General features: G+C 72.3%; 20 protein-coding genes and 1 pseudogene. 10 read left to right on the top strand and 11 right to left on the bottom strand.

All coding sequences use genetic code 11. The annotated features are described in order from the left end of the window. Positions 1-15 precede the first annotated feature (15 nt). Positions 16-1,602, bottom strand: coding sequence for an MDR family MFS transporter (locus tag KBX71_RS32455; protein WP_210821523.1), 1,587 nt, complete (start codon positions 1,600-1,602; stop codon positions 16-18). Between the two features lie 105 nt (positions 1,603-1,707). Here KBX71_RS32455 and KBX71_RS32450 point away from each other — a divergent pair. Next, positions 1,708-2,434: pseudogene (locus KBX71_RS32450) on the top strand (TetR/AcrR family transcriptional regulator). Here KBX71_RS32450 and KBX71_RS32445 read toward each other — a convergent pair. Both KBX71_RS32445 and KBX71_RS32440 read right to left on the bottom strand, forming a co-directional pair. Then, a complete protein-coding gene (locus KBX71_RS32445; RefSeq protein ID WP_210821521.1) occupies positions 2,335-2,844 on the bottom strand; it encodes a GNAT family N-acetyltransferase in 510 nt (169 codons plus the stop codon). The pseudogene KBX71_RS32450 and the gene KBX71_RS32445 overlap by 100 nt on opposite strands. Then, positions 2,841-3,062, bottom strand: coding sequence for a biotin/lipoyl-binding carrier protein (locus KBX71_RS32440; protein WP_196930429.1), 222 nt, complete (start codon positions 3,060-3,062; stop codon positions 2,841-2,843). Before KBX71_RS32440 ends, KBX71_RS32445 begins: the two co-directional genes overlap by 4 nt. A gap of 110 nt (positions 3,063-3,172) precedes the next feature. On the opposite strand from KBX71_RS32440, the gene KBX71_RS32435 reads away from it, so the two are divergent. Further along, positions 3,173-3,358, top strand: a complete 186-nt coding sequence (locus tag KBX71_RS32435) for a 50S ribosomal protein bL37 (protein ID WP_112624378.1) — start codon at positions 3,173-3,175, stop codon at positions 3,356-3,358. Between the two features lie 112 nt (positions 3,359-3,470). Here KBX71_RS32435 and rsrA read toward each other — a convergent pair whose 3' ends face one another. From rsrA to KBX71_RS32410, 5 genes are all read right to left on the bottom strand, one after another. Beyond that, positions 3,471-3,758 (bottom strand): mycothiol system anti-sigma-R factor, encoded by a 288-nt coding sequence (gene rsrA / locus KBX71_RS32430; protein ID WP_030490399.1) that lies wholly within the window; start codon positions 3,756-3,758, stop codon positions 3,471-3,473. 1 nt (position 3,759) lies between these two features. Further along, the gene (locus KBX71_RS32425; protein ID WP_124818865.1) at positions 3,760-4,587 is read right to left on the bottom strand and encodes a sigma-70 family RNA polymerase sigma factor; all 828 of its coding nucleotides are present in this window, start codon (positions 4,585-4,587) and stop codon (positions 3,760-3,762) included. A gap of 237 nt (positions 4,588-4,824) precedes the next feature. Continuing rightward, a complete protein-coding gene (locus tag KBX71_RS32420; protein WP_210821520.1) occupies positions 4,825-5,442 on the bottom strand; it encodes an alpha/beta family hydrolase in 618 nt (205 codons plus the stop codon). 51 nt (positions 5,443-5,493) lie between these two features. Beyond that, positions 5,494-5,886, bottom strand: coding sequence for a WhiB family transcriptional regulator (locus KBX71_RS32415; RefSeq protein ID WP_210821519.1), 393 nt, complete (start codon positions 5,884-5,886; stop codon positions 5,494-5,496). Positions 5,887-6,080: 194 nt separating this feature from the next. Continuing rightward, complete coding sequence (locus KBX71_RS32410; protein WP_210821518.1) at positions 6,081-6,791, bottom strand: SOS response-associated peptidase; 711 nt, start codon at positions 6,789-6,791, stop codon at positions 6,081-6,083. Between the two features lie 102 nt (positions 6,792-6,893). On the opposite strand from KBX71_RS32410, the gene aroA reads away from it, so the two are divergent. From aroA to KBX71_RS32390, 4 genes are all read left to right on the top strand, one after another. After that, the gene (aroA, locus tag KBX71_RS32405; RefSeq protein WP_210821517.1) at positions 6,894-8,195 is read left to right on the top strand and encodes a 3-phosphoshikimate 1-carboxyvinyltransferase; all 1,302 of its coding nucleotides are present in this window, start codon (positions 6,894-6,896) and stop codon (positions 8,193-8,195) included. Positions 8,196-8,331: 136 nt separating this feature from the next. Continuing rightward, entirely contained in the window at positions 8,332-9,327 is a 996-nt protein-coding gene (gene rsgA, locus KBX71_RS32400) for a ribosome small subunit-dependent GTPase A (protein WP_196930427.1), read from the top strand. 28 nt (positions 9,328-9,355) lie between these two features. Further along, positions 9,356-10,174, top strand: coding sequence for a histidinol-phosphatase (hisN, locus tag KBX71_RS32395; protein ID WP_196929659.1), 819 nt, complete (start codon positions 9,356-9,358; stop codon positions 10,172-10,174). 59 nt (positions 10,175-10,233) lie between these two features. After that, a complete protein-coding gene (locus KBX71_RS32390; protein ID WP_247684490.1) occupies positions 10,234-11,088 on the top strand; it encodes a hypothetical protein in 855 nt (284 codons plus the stop codon). A 67-nt stretch (positions 11,089-11,155) separates the two neighbouring features. On the opposite strand, the gene KBX71_RS32385 is transcribed toward KBX71_RS32390, so the two are convergent. After that, positions 11,156-12,355: a glycosyltransferase gene (locus tag KBX71_RS32385; RefSeq protein ID WP_210821515.1), complete on the bottom strand. Its 1,200-nt coding sequence runs from the start codon at positions 12,353-12,355 to the stop codon at positions 11,156-11,158. Positions 12,356-12,579: 224 nt separating this feature from the next. Here KBX71_RS32385 and KBX71_RS32380 point away from each other — a divergent pair, with 224 nt between their 5' ends. From KBX71_RS32380 to KBX71_RS32370, 3 genes are all read left to right on the top strand, one after another. Next, the gene (locus KBX71_RS32380) at positions 12,580-13,578 is read left to right on the top strand and encodes an SDR family oxidoreductase (protein WP_124822973.1); all 999 of its coding nucleotides are present in this window, start codon (positions 12,580-12,582) and stop codon (positions 13,576-13,578) included. After that, on the top strand, positions 13,578-14,372 hold the full coding sequence (locus tag KBX71_RS32375) for an ATP-binding protein (protein WP_210821514.1): 795 nt from the start codon (positions 13,578-13,580) through the stop codon (positions 14,370-14,372). The genes KBX71_RS32380 and KBX71_RS32375 overlap by 1 nt, the downstream gene beginning before the upstream one ends. Positions 14,373-14,460: 88 nt before the next feature. Then, complete coding sequence (locus KBX71_RS32370) at positions 14,461-15,033, top strand: DUF5709 domain-containing protein (protein ID WP_112583682.1); 573 nt, start codon at positions 14,461-14,463, stop codon at positions 15,031-15,033. A gap of 6 nt (positions 15,034-15,039) precedes the next feature. Here KBX71_RS32370 and KBX71_RS32365 read toward each other — a convergent pair whose 3' ends face one another. Next, complete coding sequence (locus KBX71_RS32365) at positions 15,040-15,693, bottom strand: response regulator transcription factor (protein WP_091406503.1); 654 nt, start codon at positions 15,691-15,693, stop codon at positions 15,040-15,042. A gap of 14 nt (positions 15,694-15,707) precedes the next feature. Next, positions 15,708-16,841: a MacS family sensor histidine kinase gene (gene macS / locus KBX71_RS32360; protein WP_210821513.1), complete on the bottom strand. Its 1,134-nt coding sequence runs from the start codon at positions 16,839-16,841 to the stop codon at positions 15,708-15,710. A 119-nt stretch (positions 16,842-16,960) separates the two neighbouring features. On the opposite strand from macS, the gene KBX71_RS32355 reads away from it, so the two are divergent. After that, positions 16,961-17,416: an ATP-binding protein gene (locus tag KBX71_RS32355; protein WP_210821512.1), complete on the top strand. Its 456-nt coding sequence runs from the start codon at positions 16,961-16,963 to the stop codon at positions 17,414-17,416. Positions 17,417-17,437 lie beyond the last annotated feature (21 nt).

Raw genomic sequence — 17,437 nt, 5'->3', positions numbered from 1 at the left:
CGTGTCGCGGTTGGGTCAGGCGACCGGGGCCTTGCCGAGGGCGACCTCGGCGTCCTCCTCCGGGGTTGCCTGCGGCGGCGCCTCGTTCGCGGTGCGCAGCGGGATCTCCTTGATGAACCAGGCGAGCACCGGGATCACGATGGTGAACAGCACCGCCCAGAGGAAGACGTGCGAGATGGCGTCGGAGAGACCCCCGAGCACCACCTCGCGTGCCTGGGCGGGCAGCTCCTTGAGCTTCTCCAGGTCCAACCCGGAGCCGCCGGACTCGCCACCGAAGGCCCGGCCACCCTCTGAGCTGGCCAACCGGTTGGCGAAGATCGCGCCGAACAGCGAGATGCCGAACGAGCCGCCGATCGACCGGAAGAAGGTGGCCGCGCCGCTGGCCGCGCCGAGGTCCTTCTGCTCCACGCTGTTCTGTGCGATCAGCATCGACGTCTGCATGAGGAAGCCCATGCCGACGCCGAGCACGATCATGTACAGCGAGGACATCAGCTTGCTGGTGTCCGTGTCGAGCATGGACAGCAGCGCCATGCCCCCCGTCATCGCCACGCCACCAATGATCGGGTACGCCCGGTATTTGCCGTTGCGGGTGATCGCCCGGCCGATGACAAGCGAGACGACAAGCATGCCGAACATCAGGGGCAGCAGCAGCAGACCACTGTTGGTCGCCGACGCGCCCTGCACGGTCTGCTGGTAGAGCGGCAGGAAGTTCATCGCGCCGAACATCGCGAAGCCGAGCAGGAAGCCGATCACCGAGATCAGCGCGAAGTTGCGGTTGGCGAAGAGCGCCAGCGGCAGGATCGGCTCCTGGACACGGCGTTCCACCATCCCGAACACCGCCAACGCGACGACGGCCAGCACGGCCAGGCCGAGGATCTGCGGCGACGTCCAGTCGTACTCGTTGCCACCCCAGGTGGTGATGAGCACGATCGCGGTGATGCCGACCGAGAGCAGGCCGGCGCCGAGCCAGTCGATCCGGTGCTCGGTGCGGTACTTCGGCAGGTGCATGGTGGTGATCAGCACAAGCAGCGCGATTCCGCCCAGCGGCAGGTTCACGTAGAACGCCCAGCGCCAGGAGAGGTGGTCGGTGATGAATCCGCCGGCCAGCGGGCCGGCGACCATGGCGATGGCCATGATGCCGGCGATCATGCCCTGGTAGCGCCCGCGCTCGCGGGGCGGGACCAGGTCACCGATGATCGCCATCACGCCGACCATGAGGCCGCCGGCGCCGAGGCCCTGCACGGCCCGGAAGGCGATGAGCTGGACCATGCCGTCCTCTGGGCCGCCGAGCATCCCGGAGCCGGCCATGCCACAGAGGGCGGAGCCGACCAGGAAGACGACGACCGAGGTCAGGAAGACCGACTTGCGGCCGTAGAGGTCACCGAGCTTGCCCCAGATCGGGGTGGAGACGGTGGTGCCCAGGACGTACGCGGTAACCACCCAGGTGAAGTGGTTGAGCCCGCCGAACTCGCCGACGATCCGCGGTAACGCGGTGCTGACGATCATGTTGTCGAGCATCGCGAGCATCATCGCGATCATCAGCCCGAACAGCACGACCCGGATGTTGTTGGGTCGCGTGCCGGCCTGGGTTGCCTGAGTCATGGGTAAGCTCCCCCCGAGGATTGTCATACTTACTTGCCGCCCGGCTAGTCACCTTACTAGCCGCACGGTAAGTTGGGTACGAGCGACGGTCAAGCCATTTGGAGGGTGCGGGTGAGCGAGAGCACAGGCGGCGGCACGCGGGAACGGATCAAGGCCGTCGCGCTCGAACTCTTCACCGAGCAGGGGTACGAGAAGACCTCGCTCCGGGAAATCGCCGAGCGCCTCAACGTCACCAAGGCCGCGCTCTACTACCACTTCAAGAGCAAGGACGACATCGTCGCCAGCTTCGTCGACGACCGGCTGGAGCGGATGGACGCGCTGACCGCCTGGGCCGCCACCCAGCCCGCCACCCTGGCCACCCGGCGCGAGCTGATCTCCCGGTACGCCGATGCGATGTTCGACGGCACTCAGCCGTCGGTGATGCGCTTCTTCGAGCAGAACCAGACCGCGCTCAAGAGCCTCTCCTCCGGCCAGAAGATGCGCGGTCGGATGTTGGCGCTGGCCGACGCGCTCTGCCGGGGCGACGACTCCCCCGCCGCCCAACTGCGCGCCGCGCTGTCCCTGTTCGCGGTGCACACCAGCTGGTTCGCGGTCCGCGCGCCGCACATCAGCGACGACGAACGCCGCAAGCTCGCCCTGGAGGTGGCCGACGAGCTGCTGGCCGCCATCGGCACGCAGCCCGGCGCCTGACCCGGGTGTGATCGCCACAGCCCGGGGTCGTCGGCGGGCGGCTCAGCCGCGGGTCAGCTCCAGCCGCAGGCCCAGCAGGTCCACGCCCGGCGCCGGAGACCAGTCCTTCTCCGGCGATCGGACGAACCCGCGCCGCGAGTAGAGCCGGTGCGCCGGATCGGCCATCCCGGCCCGGACGCAGATCACCATCGCCGTGCAACCCAACTCGGTCGCACGGTCGACACACGTCTCGACCAACGCGGCGCCGACACCCCGCCCCTGAGCGCCCGGGTCGACAGCGAGCATCCGGAACTCCGCCTCGCCCGGCCCGGACAACTCGGCGAACCGGGTGCCCGGCAGCACGAACGTGACCGAGCCGAGCACCGCACCGGTCAGCTCGTCCACCGCGACCAGCACCTCGCCGCTGGCAGCCCGGGTCGCCACATCGGCCAGCACCTCGCCGTACCCGTGTTCGCCCTTGAGTTGGCCGTCCGCCTCGTACGCGGCCACTGTCAACCGGGCCACCGCCGGGAAGTCGGACGGCTCCGCCGGGCGGACCCGCAAGCCGGTCAAGCGATCACCGCGATCAGGTCACCGTCCTGCACGACGTCACCCTCGTTGACGACGAGCTGCTGGAGCACACCATCGGACTCGGCGACGACCGGGATCTCCATCTTCATCGACTCGAGGATCACCAGGGTGTCACCCTCGGCCACCGTGTCGCCGGCCGTGGCGACGACCTTCCAGACGTTGGCCACCATCTCGGCGCGGATCTCCTCGGCCATGTCCAGGCCCTCCCTCTTCGCGACGTGCCTGCCGATGTATCCAATCATGCGTCGACCGGCGGTGGGCGCGCAGCGGCACAGCCGGGATGGCAGGCCCGCCCTGGGGAAGGCGGCGGGTGTCGACCGCACTACCATCAGCGGGTCGGACCCGACGCCGGACCGCCGGTGGCCGCATCCGCGCCGAGGTCGTGCGCAGGACGGATCCGACCCATCACGAGGAGGTCAGCATGGCGAAGAAGTCCCGGAAGAAGAAGGCTCGTAAGAAGAACGCCGCGAACCACGGCAAGCGTCCCAACTCCTGAACGGGTCGACGGGCCGGGTGCCCGTCGCCGCTCAGCCGGCCGAGGCCGGGTACGCCGGTGGCCCGGGTCGAGATCGACCCGGGCCACCGGTCTTGCCAGCTGGTGCCAACGCTCAGTCGGCCAGCTCACGGGAGTCGCTGGTCTCGAAGACCACCAGCTCGGTGAGCTTGACCCGCAGCCGCTCGCGCAGCTGGTCCGGCGCGGTCTCGTTGCCACAGCAACGAGCCACCAGCGCCCGCACCTCCTGCTCCAGCCCGTACTCGCGCAGGCAGGGCCCGCACTCGTCCAGGTGGTGCCGGATCAGCGAACGGCGCTCGTCGGCGCACTCCAGATCCAGGTAGAGGTACACCTCCGCGAGCACTTCGCGGCAGTCCGTCTCGTGCGGCTCACCACAGCTCACGTCACACCTCCCGGCCGGCAGCGGCGGCGGTCGAGCCCTTGGCCGAGCGGGCAGCGCTGAAGCCCCGCTCCCCCGCGTAGCGCTCGAGCAGCTTGCGCAGATTACGACGCCCCCGGTGCAGACGCGACATCACGGTGCCGATCGGCGTGCCCATGATGTCCGCGACCTCCTTGTAGGAGAAGCCCTCGACGTCGGTGAGGTAGACGGCCAGGCGGAACTCCTCCGGCAACTGCTGGAGGGCTTCCTTGACGTCACTGTCCGGAAGCCGGTCCAGTGCCTCCGTCTCGGCGGAGCGCAACCCGCTGGAGGTGTGCGACTCGGCCTCGGCGAGCTGCCAGTCGGTGATCTCCTCGGTGGGTGCCTGGATCGGCTGGCGCTGCCGCTTGCGGTAGGAGTTGATGTAGGTGTTGGTCAGGATCCGGTAGAGCCAGGCCTTCAGGTTCGTGCCCTGCTCGAACTGGTGGAAGGCCGCGTACGCCTTCAGGTAGGTCTCCTGGACCAGGTCCTCGGCATCCGCCGGGTTGCGTGTCATCCGCAGCCCAGCAGCGTAGAGCTGATCGACGAATGGCATCGCGTCCCGCTCGAACCGGGCCCTGCGCTCGTCCGTCTTCTCGGTGGTCAACCGCACATCCCCTCGCGTCGGATGCTTTCCCGCCGAGGATACGCGCACGGCCCTGCCCGCAGATTCACTTCCGGCCGGTGTGCCCGTGCTCACCGCACCCACCCCGCCCGGTCCCGCCGTCGCGGGCCACTCCGGGCCATCCAGCAGCCGCTTCAGCTGCCGGGCGTCCCGCTCGTCCCGTTCCAGGCTTCGTGTCTCGGTTGGCACCGGTCACCCCCCTCACAGAAAAGTCGTCCGGGGGTAGTAACGCGAGATGACCACTGGGGCATTCCGGCCAGCCCTCCCGTTCCTGGTCCCGGCCCCGACGGCGGCCGGCGCTGGGACCAGGAAGGGCCTGGGAGGACTGGTGTCACCGGCCCCGATCGGGCCGACGGCACCATCGGATGCAACGACCCGTGCCCGCGCCGGAAACGGTCGCCCCGGCGAGCCGGCCGCGAACGGCTGTCAGTCGGCCGCCCAGCCCTGGGCGTACAGCCAGTCGCGCACGGCGGCGGCGGTGCCGGCCGGATCCCGGCGCAGATCGTGCGCCTCACCGGGACGGCTCACCACCCGCACGGCCGGCCCCGGCTCCGGCGTCCCGAACGGATCCCGGTCACCGTTGACGACCAACGTCGGCAGGCCGGTGTCCAGTTCGGCGGCCCGCGAGCGTTCCGGCCGGCCGGGCGGGTGCAGCGGGAACGCCAACGCGACCACGCCCACCGCGCCCACCGCACGGGCCGTCCGGCAGGCCACCCGCGCGCCACTGGAACGCCCACCGACCACCACCGTCGGCAGGTCGGCGTGCCGGTCACGCAGCACGGCGAGCACCGCCGCCCAGGACTCGTCGAGGTGACCTGCCGGTGCCGGCGCACGTCGACCGGCGACCCGGTAGGGCTGGGTCACCCGGACCACCGCCAGGCCGGCCGCGACCGACGCGTCCCGGACCGCGAGCAGGTCGGGCGCGTCGACGCTGCCGCCCGCGCCGTGCCCGAGAACGAGCAGGGCGGTGGCCGGGCGGACCGGCAGGTCGGTGTCGATCCGCGCCGGACCGCGCGGGGTGTCGATCTCGTTGCTGGGTGGCACCGGCCCATTCTGCGCCGCCGGACGGGCGACGGGTGTGAACCGGGCCGCCGATCAGCTCAGCGGGACCAGGGCGAGTAGGCGATCGCGCACCGGCGGGCCGGCGTCGTCGATGGCGTCCGGGTCGGGGTCGACCTCGCCACGCCAGGCGACAAGCATCGCCCGCCGTTCCCGCGGCGTGGTGCCACCCCACACACCATGGCAGTCACCGACGTCGAGGGCCCAGGCCAGGCAGGACCCCTGCACGTCACAACCGCGGCACAGCGCGACGGCGGCGTCCGCCGGCTCGTTCGGTGCCGGAAAGAAAGTCTCCGGATCGACGCTCTGACAGGTGCCCCTGGTGCGCCACGCGTCGTCCTGTCGCCGTTCCCGCACGGCCCGCAGCAGTCGCGGATCTCGCCGCGCCGCCGCCACCTCGTGCGGGCGCGGCATACGTGCCCGTGTCATCCACCCACCTCCCCCGTGGGACCGGCAAGATCTGTGGACGTCGTCCGCCCCGTGCGGATCGACGGCCACTACCGGCGCTGTGTTCTATCGCACTTCACAACACCGGGACAAGGGTCTGCCGGGAACATGACTGAACAGTCAGGAGACGAATCGCGCGGAACCCTGGCAAATCGGCAGCCGACGATGCGGCGGCATCAGAACAGGGTCAACTCCTGCGGTGTCACCGTCGGCGCCGCCGCCACCCGGGCGGTCAGGTGCGGCCCGTCGTTGCGAACATCTCCCACCGCCGCACCCACCGGGCGGATCTCCAACCCCGCCAACTGCTCCGCCGACACCGGAGTGAGCAGCCGCCCCGGCTCGTCCGTCGGCGCGAGCCACGACGACCACCGCTCGGGTGGCAGCAGCACCGGCATCCGGTCGTGCACCTCGGCCAGGTCGCCGAGCGCCGCGGTGGTCAGCACGCTGAAGGTGAGCCGGGTCTCGGCGTCGGACTCCCAGACCGACCAGATGCCGGCCAGCGCGAGCACCGAGCCGTCCCGGGGGGTCATGAAGTACGCCTGTCGGCCGCCCTCGGGCAGACGGACCCACTCGTACCAGCCGTCGGCCGGGACCAGGCAGCGGCGACGCGAGAAGGAGCCGGCGTACGCCCGGCTGGTGGCCACCGTCTCCGCCCGCGCATTGATCATGCGGGCGGCGCCCGAGACGGACCGGGACCAGTGCGGCAGCAGACCCCAGCGGCCGACACAGAGACTGCGGTGCCCCTCAAGGCTCACCCGGACCAGCGGCACCGGATCGGTCGGCGCGACGTTGTGATCCGCTCGGACCAGGCCGTCGGAGTCGTCGGACGACTCGAACAGCGCGCTCAGCTCGCCGGAGCTCCGGGTCGTCGCGTACCTGCCGCACATGGGCACACGCTAACGCGTCGGAGGCCCCGTCGGCTGTCCCGCCAACCGGGAGTACGAACGCCGGCCGCCGCCGCCCACCCGCCGACACGGCAGAATGTAACCGTGGGGAACCTGACCGCGACCCGGCCGCCGCAGCCGTGGACCGCACCGACCGCATCCGACCCGGTGGCCACGACGCTGCGCCTGCCCGGTTCCAAATCGATGACCGCCCGCGCCCTGGTGCTCAGCGCGCTGGCCGCCGGCCCGTCGACGCTGGCCCGGCCACTGCGCGCCCGCGACACCCAGTTGATGGCCGCCGGCCTGCGGGCGATGGGCGCCCACGTCTCGATCAGCGACGACGAGCGTTGGCTGGTCCGACCGCACCCGCTGGTCGGCCCCGCGCACGTCGACGTGGGCCTGGCCGGCACCGTGATGCGGTTCGTGCCACCGGTGGCGGGCCTGGCCGACGGGCAGGTCACCTTCGACGGTGACCCGTACGTCCGCACCCGGCCGCTCGGCCCACTGGTCGGCGCGCTGCGCTCGCTGGGCGTCCGGATCGACGTCACCGGCACCGGCAGCCTTCCGCTGACAGTGCTCGGCACCGGCCGGGTCGCCGGGGGCGAGGTGGTGATCGACGCGTCCGCCTCCAGCCAGCTCGTCTCCGGGCTGTTGCTGGCCGCCCCGCGCTTCGACCGGGGCGTCGTGGTCCGCCACGTCGGCCCGCCGGTGCCCTCCGCGCCGCACCTTCGGATGACGGTGCGGATGCTGCGGGCCGCCGGCGCCGCGGTCGACGACAGCACCCCCGACGTCTGGGCCGTCGAGCCCGGCCCGCTCACCGGGCGCGGCTGGGACATCGAACCGGACCTCTCCGGCGCCGTGCCGTTCTTCGCCGCCGCCCTGGTCACCGGCGGCGAGGTGACCCTGCAGGGCTGGCCGCACAGCAGCGCGCAGCCGGTCGAGCAACTCCGCTCGCTGCTCCAGCGGATGGGCGGCGAGGTCACCCTCTCCACCAACGGGCTGACCGTCCGTGGCACCGGCGTGGTGCACGGCCTGACCGCCGACCTCTCCGACGTCAGCGAGCTGACCCCGGCGCTGACCGCGCTGGCAATGCTGGCCGACTCGCCGTCGGTGTTCACCGGCGTCGGGCACATCCGTGGCCACGAGACCGACCGGCTGACCGCGCTCACGCGCGAGTTCACCGCCCTCGGGGCGGACGTCACCGAAGCACCGGACGGGCTGGAGATCCGGCCCCGGCCGCTGCGCGGCGGGGTCTTCCGCACCTACCACGACCACCGGATGGCACACGCCGCCGCGGTGGCCGGGCTCGCCGTTCCGGGCATCGAGGTGGACGACGTGGGGTGCACCTCCAAGACCATGCCCGAGTTCCCGGCGCTATGGTCAGCGATGGTGACCGGCAAGAGCTGACGCGAGAAGAGGACAGGTCCTGGCGACCAAACGGCGGGAGTACGACGAGGACGACGTACGGGTCCGACCCGGAAAGTCGTCGCGCCCACGTACGCGCACCCGCCCGCAGCACTCCGACGCGGTCGACGGGTTCGTCATCGCCGTGGACCGGGGGCGCTACCAGTGCGTGCTGGCCGGTGCCGAGCGCGGCGTGGTCGGCGCCGAGCTGCCCACTGTCACCGCCATGCGGGCCCGCGAGCTGGGCCGCAAGTCGGTGGTGGTCGGTGACCGGGTCAGCCTGGTCGGCGACACGTCCGGCGCGGAGGGCGCTCTCGCCCGCATCGTCCGGATCGCCGAGCGCCGTTCGGTGCTGCGCCGCACCGCCGACGACGACGAGACCACCGCCGAGGGTCGGCTGGAACGGGTGGTGGTGGCGAACGCCGACCAGTTGGTGATCGTGAGCGCGTTGGCCGACCCACCGCCGCGCACCGGGTTCATCGACCGCTGCCTGGTGGCCGCGTACGACGCGGACGTGGAGCCGCTGCTCTGCCTCACGAAGGCCGACCTGGCCGGGCCCGAGGAGGTGCTCGGCTACTACACCGAGCTGGAGCTGCCGTACGTGCTCAACCGCCCCGACTCCGACCTCGACGCGCTCCGTACGCTGCTGAGCGGCAAGGTGTCGGTGTTGGTCGGGCACTCCGGGGTGGGCAAGTCGACGCTTGTCAACCGCCTCGTTCCGGACGCGCTGCGCGCGGTCGGCGTGGTCAGCGCGATCGGCCGGGGCCGGCACACCTCGACCAGCGCGGTGGCGCTGCGGCTGCCACCGGTACACGGGGTCGACACCGACCCGGGCTGGATCATCGACACCCCCGGGATCCGCAGCTTCGGGTTGGCGCACGTCTCCGCCGACAGTCTGCTGCACGGCTTTCCGGACCTGGTCGAGGGCACCGTCGACTGCCCGCCGAACTGCCCGCACACGGCCGACGAGGCCGACTGTGGGCTGGACGCCTGGGTGGCCGCCGGTAAGGCCGACCCGCGCCGGCTGGCCTCGTACCGTCGACTGCTCGCCTCCCGCGCCGGCGAGGGTGACTCGCGCGGCGACAGCGACCAGCGCGGGCCCGGCGAGGGTGACCGGCGCGGGCCCGACGAGTGACCGGACGGGCGTCGGCTAGGTTGCCGGCATGACCGGGTACGCCGACGACCTCGCCCTCGCCCACCTGCTCGCCGACCGGGCCGACGCCATCTCCACGGCCCGGTTCCGCGCGCTCGACCTGCGCGTCGAGGCGAAGCCCGACCTGACACCGGTCTCCGACGCGGACACCGCAGTGGAGCGGGAGATCCGCGCCCTGCTGGCCGAGCGCCGGCCGGCCGACGGGCTGCTCGGTGAGGAGTACGGCGCGCAGCCGTCCGCCGACCCGAACGGCCGCCGCTGGATCATCGACCCGATCGACGGCACCAAGAACTTCGTCCGTGGCGTGCCCATCTGGGCCACCCTGATCGCGCTCTACGACGGCGACCGGCCGGCGGTCGGCGTGGTGTCCGCACCGGCGCTCGGACGACGCTGGTGGGCCAGCGCGGGCGCGGGCGCGTACGCCGGGCCGGGCCCCACGGCGGGCGAACGGATCGGTGTGTCCGCCGTGCGCGGGGTTTCGGACGCCAGCTTCTGCTACTCGTCACTGAACGGGTGGGAGAGCGCCGGGCGGCTCGACGCGGTGCTCGACCTGATCCGGGACAGCTGGCGCAACAGGGCGTACGGCGACTTCTACGGCTACATGCTGTTGGCCGAGGGGGCACTCGACGTGATGGCCGAGCCGGAGCTGTCCCTGTGGGACGTGGCGGCACTGGTGCCGATCGTCACGGAGGCGGGTGGCACGGTCACGGATCTGACCGGACAACCGGCGCCCGCCGGCGCTCCGGGCACCGACAGCAGCGTGGTGGCCACCAACGGTGTGCTGCACGCCGACATCCTCACCCGCCTCGATCGACCAGCCGAGCGCTGACCCCCGGCAACCTCTATCCTCGCCAGGTGGTCTCCTCCGGCTGGTGCTTCCTCGCGGCGATGATCGTCGCGTACGGCTTCGCCAACCTCCTCCAGTCGGTGGCGGCGGCCCGCACCACGGTCCACCACACCTTCGATCCGGGTCTGCTGCTGCGCCTCGCCGGGCACCGGACGTACCTGGTCGGCCTCGGCTGCCAGATCGGCGGCTTCGTGCTCGCCTTCCTGGCCCGACGGGACCTGCCGCTGTTCCTCGTGCAGGCCAGCGTGGCCGCCGGGCTCGGGGTGACCGCCATCCTCGGGGTGCTGGTGCTGAAGTGGCGACTACCGGCGGCGGAGGTGGTGCTGCTGGCGCTGCTCTTCGCGGGGATCACCGCGCTGGTGCTGTCCGCCCGGCCGGCGCCGTCGAAGCAGCTCGGCACCGCCGGCTCGATCGCCCTGCTGGTGGCGCTCGGCGTGATCGCGGTGTTCGGCTTCTTCGCCGTCCGGCTGCACGGGGCGCCGGGTTCGGTGGCTCTCGGCTCGCTGGCCGGGCTGGCGTTCAGCTCGGCCGCTGTCGCCGCCCGGCCACTGGCCTCCGCGCCGTCCGCCGAGGCGTTCCTCGCCGACCCACTGTTCTACCTGCTGATCGCCCACTCGATCGTCGGTCAGCTGCTGCTCGGGCTGGCCATGCAGCGGGGCTCGACGACAGCCGCGGTCGCCGCGATGGACGCGGCCGGCGCGGTGCCGGCCGCGATCGTCGGCCTGCTGCTGCTCAACGACAAGATCTGGCCGGGGCGGGAGTGGCTGGCCGCGGTCGGCTTCCTGGTCACCCTGGCCGCGGTGATCGGCCTGACCAGGTATGCCGAACCGCAGCAGCATCGCCCGGTGGCACGCCGTCGGGACCCGGCCATGGTCGGTGCCGGCCAGCCGGGCTGACCATCCGGCACCGCACCAGGACCCATCCGGCACCGCACCACGACCAGGGTGCCGCGGCACCCTTGGCTCAGGCCTCGACCGGCTTGCGGCGGCTGACCACCCGCTCGTAGAGACGCTCCAACGCGCCGGCGGTCCGCTCCCAGGTGTAGCTGCTGCGAACCCGGTCCACGGCGGCGTGCCCGTACGCGAACCGGCCGGCGTTGTCGGAGAGCAGCCGGCGCAGCGACACCCCGAGTGCGCGCACGTCACCGGGGGGCACCAGGCGGCCGGTTACCTCGTCGACGACGGCATCCGCCAGGCCACCCATCGCGTAGCCGATCACCGGCACCCCGCAGGCCATCGCCTCCAGCGAGACCCGCCCGGCCGAGGAGTAGTGCGGCGTGCAGGCGACCACGTCCGCCGACCGGTACCAGGTGGCCATCTGGTCGTGCGGCACCGCCCCGACGAGCCGTACCTGGTCGACGACGCCGATCTGTTCGGCCAGCTGGCGCAGCCGTCGCGCCTCGGCGTGGTTGGCCAACTGGTCGGCCGGCGGCCCGCCGGCGATCACCAGTTCGGCGTCACCGACCAGCCGCATCGCCCGGATCAGGTCCTCCTGGCCATGCCCGGCGGCGAGCGAACCCACCGACAGGATGCGGGATCGCTGTTCGCGCGGCGCGGCCTCGCCGTCGGGATGGAACTGCTCGATGTCGACGCCGGCCGGCACCAACGCGACCGAGCTGCGTTGCAGACCCATCCGGGTCAGCTCGTCGACCTCGTCGTTGGACTGGGCCACGGCGATGTCGACAGCCCGGGTCAACGCGCGCTCCAGCGTGATCCGCTGTCCCGGCCCGTCGTAGTGACCGCCCAGGTGACGCAGCTGCTCGATGCCGAGCGAGTGGAACGTCTGCACCACCGGGATGTCGGTCTCCCGAACGGCGTGCGCGGCGGCCAGGCCGCCGACCCAGTAGTGCCCGTGCACCACCTCCGGCCGCCAGGCGCCCGACCACTCGTCGGCCAGCCAGCGGCCGACCTCCGTCACGTACGGGATCAGCTCGGCGGTGGGTAGTGGGGTGGGCGGGCCGGCGGGCACCTGGTGCACCTGGTAGCCGTCGACGTTCATCGTCGCCGGCAGCGTCGGGTCGTCCCGGCGGTCGTAGAGCCGGACGTCATGGCCTCGCTCGGCCAGCTCGGCGGCGACCCGCGCGATGTGCTGTCGGGTGCCGACCGGCGGGCCGTCGGCGTGGCGGTAGGAACTGGCGTGCGCGCAGACGAGGCCGACGCGCATGGGTCACCTCCCTGCGATCTTTCCTCGGCGGTGGTCCTCCCGGTCAGAGCGTCCCATTAACCTCGCGACGCTGAGCCGAAACCTGGCAGATCAGGAAGTGTCCGCGCGAGTGCCACCGACACTTGCGCCACGGCAAGCACACGCGGCACGCCACCGCACGGTTCGACGATGATCGACAACCCGTGATCGGTGTGACCAGGCCCGGCCGGGGGTACCGCTGAAGAATGCCGCTGACCCGCAGCCTCGACGAATCGACCGTGGTGATCACCGGCGCGTCCAGCGGGATCGGCACGGCGACCGCGTACGCACTCGCCCGCCGGGGCGCCGCCGTCGTGCTGGCCGCCCGCAGCGAACCCGCCCTGCGACAGGTCGCGCGGCGCTGCCGGGAGTTGGGCGGCCGGGCGCTTGTCGTACCGACCGACGTGACCGAGCTGGAGTCGGTGCGGCGGCTGGCCGATCAGGCGGCGGCCGAGTTCGGCCGGATCGACGCCTGGGTGAACAACGCCGCGGTGAGCGCCGTGGGTCTGTTCGACGAGATCCCGGTCGCCGAGTTCCGCCGGGTGCTGGAGGTCAACCTGCTCGGGGCGGTGCACGGCATCAAGGCGGCACTGCCCTACCTGGGCGCCGCCGGTGGCGGTGTGCTTGTCAACAACGCCTCGGTGCTGGCCGAGGTGGCCATGCCGTACCAGTCGGCGTACAACGCCACCAAGCACGGCATCCGGGGGCTGGCCGACACCGTCCGACAGGAGCTGCGGGTCACCGGTCGGGGTCACATCTCCGTCTGCACAGTGCTGCCGGCCACGATCGACACCCCGTTCTTCCGGCACACGGGCAACCACAGCGGACGGGAGCTGGTGCCGCCTCCTCCGATCTACCCGCCGGAGGTGGTCGCCGAGACCATCGTCCGGCTGCTGCGCCGGCCCCGCCGCGAGGCGTACGCCGGTGGCGCGGCCCGGCTGATCGGCCTGCAGTGGCGGCTGGCGCCCGCGCTGGTCGAGCGCACCCTCGGCTGGTACGCCCACCGCACCCAGTTCGGGCCGGGCGCCCGGGTGGACAGCAGCGGCAACGTGTTCCACGCCGATGCCCAGGGGCACCAGGACGGGGGCTGGCACGGTCGACGGCGACAGTTGGTGCGGATGACCGCCGCGTTCGGTCTGGCCGCCGCCGGCACCGCTGTCGGCACCCTCGCCGCCATCAACCGCCGCTCCCGGTTGGAACGCTGATGGCCGATGTCGAGCGCCCGAATGCGCTGACCGTCACCGGCGCGCACAATGGGGCGATCATGTCGAGCTGTCTCGTGGAAATCGACGACTCGTCAGCGGTGGTCCGGCTGACCGGTGTGCTCGACGCCGCCGGAGCCGAGGCGGTACGCGGCGCGCTGCTCGCCCGCCTCGTGGCCCGGCCCGGTCCGGTGGTGGCCGACGTGACAGGTCTGCGGGTCGTCGACGCGGCCGGGCGGGGCGTCTTCGCCGACATCCGTCGGGAGGTGGCCGACTGGCCCGCCGCGGATCTGCTGCTGTGCGACCCGGCGGCGGTCGACGGGCCCGCCCACCCGGACGCGGCGTTCGCTGGCGTGCCGGCTTGGCCGACGCTCGACGGTGCGCTGGCCGCGGTCGCGGCGACGCCACTGGCGGCGGTGCTCACCGCCGAACTGGCTCCGGCTGTGGGAGCCGCCCGGCAGGCGCGCGAGCTGGTCACCACCGGTTGCGAGCGTTGGGGCATGCCGACGCTCACCGACCCGGCGTGCATCGCGATCACCGAAATGGTCAACAACGTGGTGGCGCACGCCCGGACCCCGATGACGGTTCGGCTGGCACCTCAGGAGAGCACCCTGCACCTGGCGGTTCGCGACCACTCCCCGCGTCGGCCGACGTTCCCCGGGATCTCCCCGCCGACCCGGGTCGGCGGCCGGGGTCTGCTGCTGATCGACACGGTGACCCGTCGCTGGGGCAGCAGCGCCGTACCGGACGGCAAGGTCGTCTGGTGTGTGCTGCACCCGGACGACGAGGCCGCCTGACGGGGCTTTCGCCGTCGGCGCCCGGTTCGGCGCCGTACCGCCGAAGGTCGCCCGGTTATGGCGGCAGGGCAGCGGGTAGTGATCAGACATGCGCGACAACGAGTACCCGACCCCCGTGTCCGACACCGAGGCGCAAGGGCTGCCCGACACCGCCGATGACGACTCGACCGCCAACGACGACGTCCTCACCGGGCGCGAGGCCGACGGCCCGGACCCGGCCCAGCTGCCCGGCGACCGGACGCCGGTGGCTGTGGACCGGTTCGGAACGACCGCCGAGGAGCAACTCGACGGCGAGTCGTTGGACTACAAGCTCGACCGCGAGGTCTACGAGCGCCCGGCGGACGACCCGTTGGCCGGCACGATCGACCCGAAGATCGCCTTCGAGGCGGACAACCTGGAAGCCGCGGCGGAGGCCCAGCTGGACGCCGACGTGATGGATCCCGGGCCGACCTCGGACCCTAACTCACCGGTCTCCCTCTACGACCACGGTCAGCTCGGCACGGTCGCCGACGCCACGGTGGGCCGGCTTGTGGAACCGGACGAGGGGTCGCACACCGACCAGGAGACCGACTCGGTGGCGTACGACGCCGGATCGGCCGGGGGCGGCGCGACCGCCGAGGAGTTGGCCATCCACGAGACGGAGCCGCCGCGCTCGGTCTGACGTCGCTCAGTCGTCCAGGCCGCGTTCGATGGCGTACCGGGTCAGCTCGACCCGGTTGTGCAGTTGCAGCTTGCCCAGGGTGTTCTGCACGTGGTTCTGCACAGTGCGGTGCGACAGGCCGAGCCGCTGGGCGATCTGCTTGTACGACATCCCCTTCGCCACCAGCCGCAGCACCTCCGTCTCCCGTTCGGTGAGCTGGGGCGTCGGAGGTTCGGCAGCGCCGGCCGGGCCGGTCCCCCGCCCCGGTCCGGCGGCCAGCCGGCGGTACTCCCCGAGAACCAACCCGGCCAGGCCGGGAGTGAAGACCGCGTCGCCGGCCGCGGTGCGGTGGACCGCCTCCAGGAACTCGGCGGGCGCTGTCGACTTCACCAGGTAACCGGTGGCCCCCGCCTTGACCGCGTCCAGCACGCTCTGCTGTTCGCCGCTGGCGCTGAGCATCAGCACCCGTACGGCGGGCAGCGCCGCGCGTAACCCCAGGATCACCTCAACGCCGGAGATGTCCGGTAGTTGCAGGTCGAGGACGACGACGTCGGGCCGGGCGGCGGCGGCCACCCGAATGGCCTGGCGCCCCTCGCCGCTGGTCGCCACCACCAGGAACCCGGCCTCGGTCAGGTCGCGGGCCACCCCCTCCCGCCACATCGGATGGTCGTCCACCACCATCACCCGGATCGGGTTCACCGCTGTGACCTCGGCACGCTCAGTTCGATCTCGGTACCCGCCTCGGGTGCGGACACGATCCGAACCGTCCCGCCCACGTCGGCCACCCGGCCCCGGATCGACTGGGTCACGCCGAGCCGCCCCTGGGCGGCCGCCTGGTCCAGCCGACCGTCCGGGATGCCCGGCCCCTCGTCGCGGATCGACACCGTCACCGTTGCCCCCTCGTCCTCGATCAGCACCCAGGCCCGCCCACCGGCGTGCCGCCCCACGTTGTCCAGGGCCGCGCCGGTCGCGGCGGCCAACTCGCCGGCCACCCGTCGGGGCAGCGGCACCGGGGTGGCCGGGGCGGACAGCGCCACCGTCGCCGAGGCGTACCGGCCGAGCAGGGTCCGTAGGTCCACCGCCTCGCCGCCGTCCGGGAGGCTCGCGGCGGCCGGGCTGGTGCCGGCGATCAGCGCCCGCAGCGCAGCCTCCTGCTCACCGGCCAGCCGGGCCAGTTCGCCGGCCTCCCCGGGCAGGTCAGCGCCGCGCCGCTGCACCAGCGCCAGCACCTGGAGAACCGAGTCGTGAATGCCCCGGGCCAGCCGCTCCCGCTCCCGGGTGGCGGCCTCCAGCTCCACCGCGCGCTGCAGCCGCTCCTCGGCGCTCGCCGCCAGCCGGGCCACGTGCCCGACCACCACCCCGGCGAGCAGCATCAGGATCACCCCGGTGAACGAGGACTGGCCGATCCGCTCCCGGGTGGCCAGGTCCGCGCCGGCGACCAGCAGCGCGGCGACAGTCCCCCGCCGCCGGCCACCCGAGACGGCCCAGGCCAGCACCGGGCCGGCCATCCAGGCCACCCCGAGGGTGGGTACGCCGTGGGTGAGCGCCGTCCGGCCGACCACCCACGGGGTGGCCAGCACGATGGCCACCACCACCCCGAGGTCGGCCAGCAGCAGCGGCCACCGCCGCCAGGCCGGTCGGGCGTACCCGATCGTCGTCGCCCCGGTCCAGGCGATCATCAGCAGGATCAGGGCGCCGACGGCGTACGGGTGGGCGTACCGGTCGGCGTCGCGCACCGCGAGCGCGCAGACGTACGCCAGGGAGGCCAGCCTGAACACGGTGAGCGCACGCCACAGCGGCACCTCGAACCCACCCGGCGGCGACGGCATGGCGGTCAGGATGCCACAACCGGCCGGCCGCACGGCGAGCAGCGAGTGCGGTTCGCAGAACCCTGACGTACGGTGGAAAAGCCGCGAAATACTCCGAGATGCGCCGCCGGGACGGGCCCATGACGAACGCAGACCCGCACGCACCGCGTACGGTTGTGCCCATCGAACCTGCCCTCCTGATCGCCGAAGCCTTTGACCAGGCCCAGGTGACCGAGATTCGACACTCGGTCACCTCCTGCGCGCATGCCTCGGGCCTCAGCGGCCAACGGCTGGACGACTTCGTGCTCGCGATCAATGAATTGATCACCAATGCGGTGCGACACGGCGGCGGGCGCGGCTGGCTGCGACTCTGGCGCGAGTCCGGGGTGCTGGTCTGCGAGGTCGCCGATCACGGGCACGGGATCAGCCCGCAGCGGCTGGGTGATCGCAGTCGACCGACCCCGGACACCGCCGGCGGCTGGGGCCTCTGGCTGGCCCGCGAGCTGACCGACGCGATGGAGGTCGTCACCGGCACCGTCGGCACCACAGTCCGCATCACAACAGGCCTAACCAGCCGAAACCACACCCCGCGCTAACCCCCCGTCCCACCCCCGCCC

This window comes from Micromonospora sp. D93 (genome assembly GCF_018070365.1).
GTDB lineage: Bacteria > Actinomycetota > Actinomycetes > Mycobacteriales > Micromonosporaceae > Micromonospora > Micromonospora ureilytica.
Note: the sequence above shows the minus strand (reverse complement) of the source record. Positions and strands in the feature narration are given on the sequence as shown.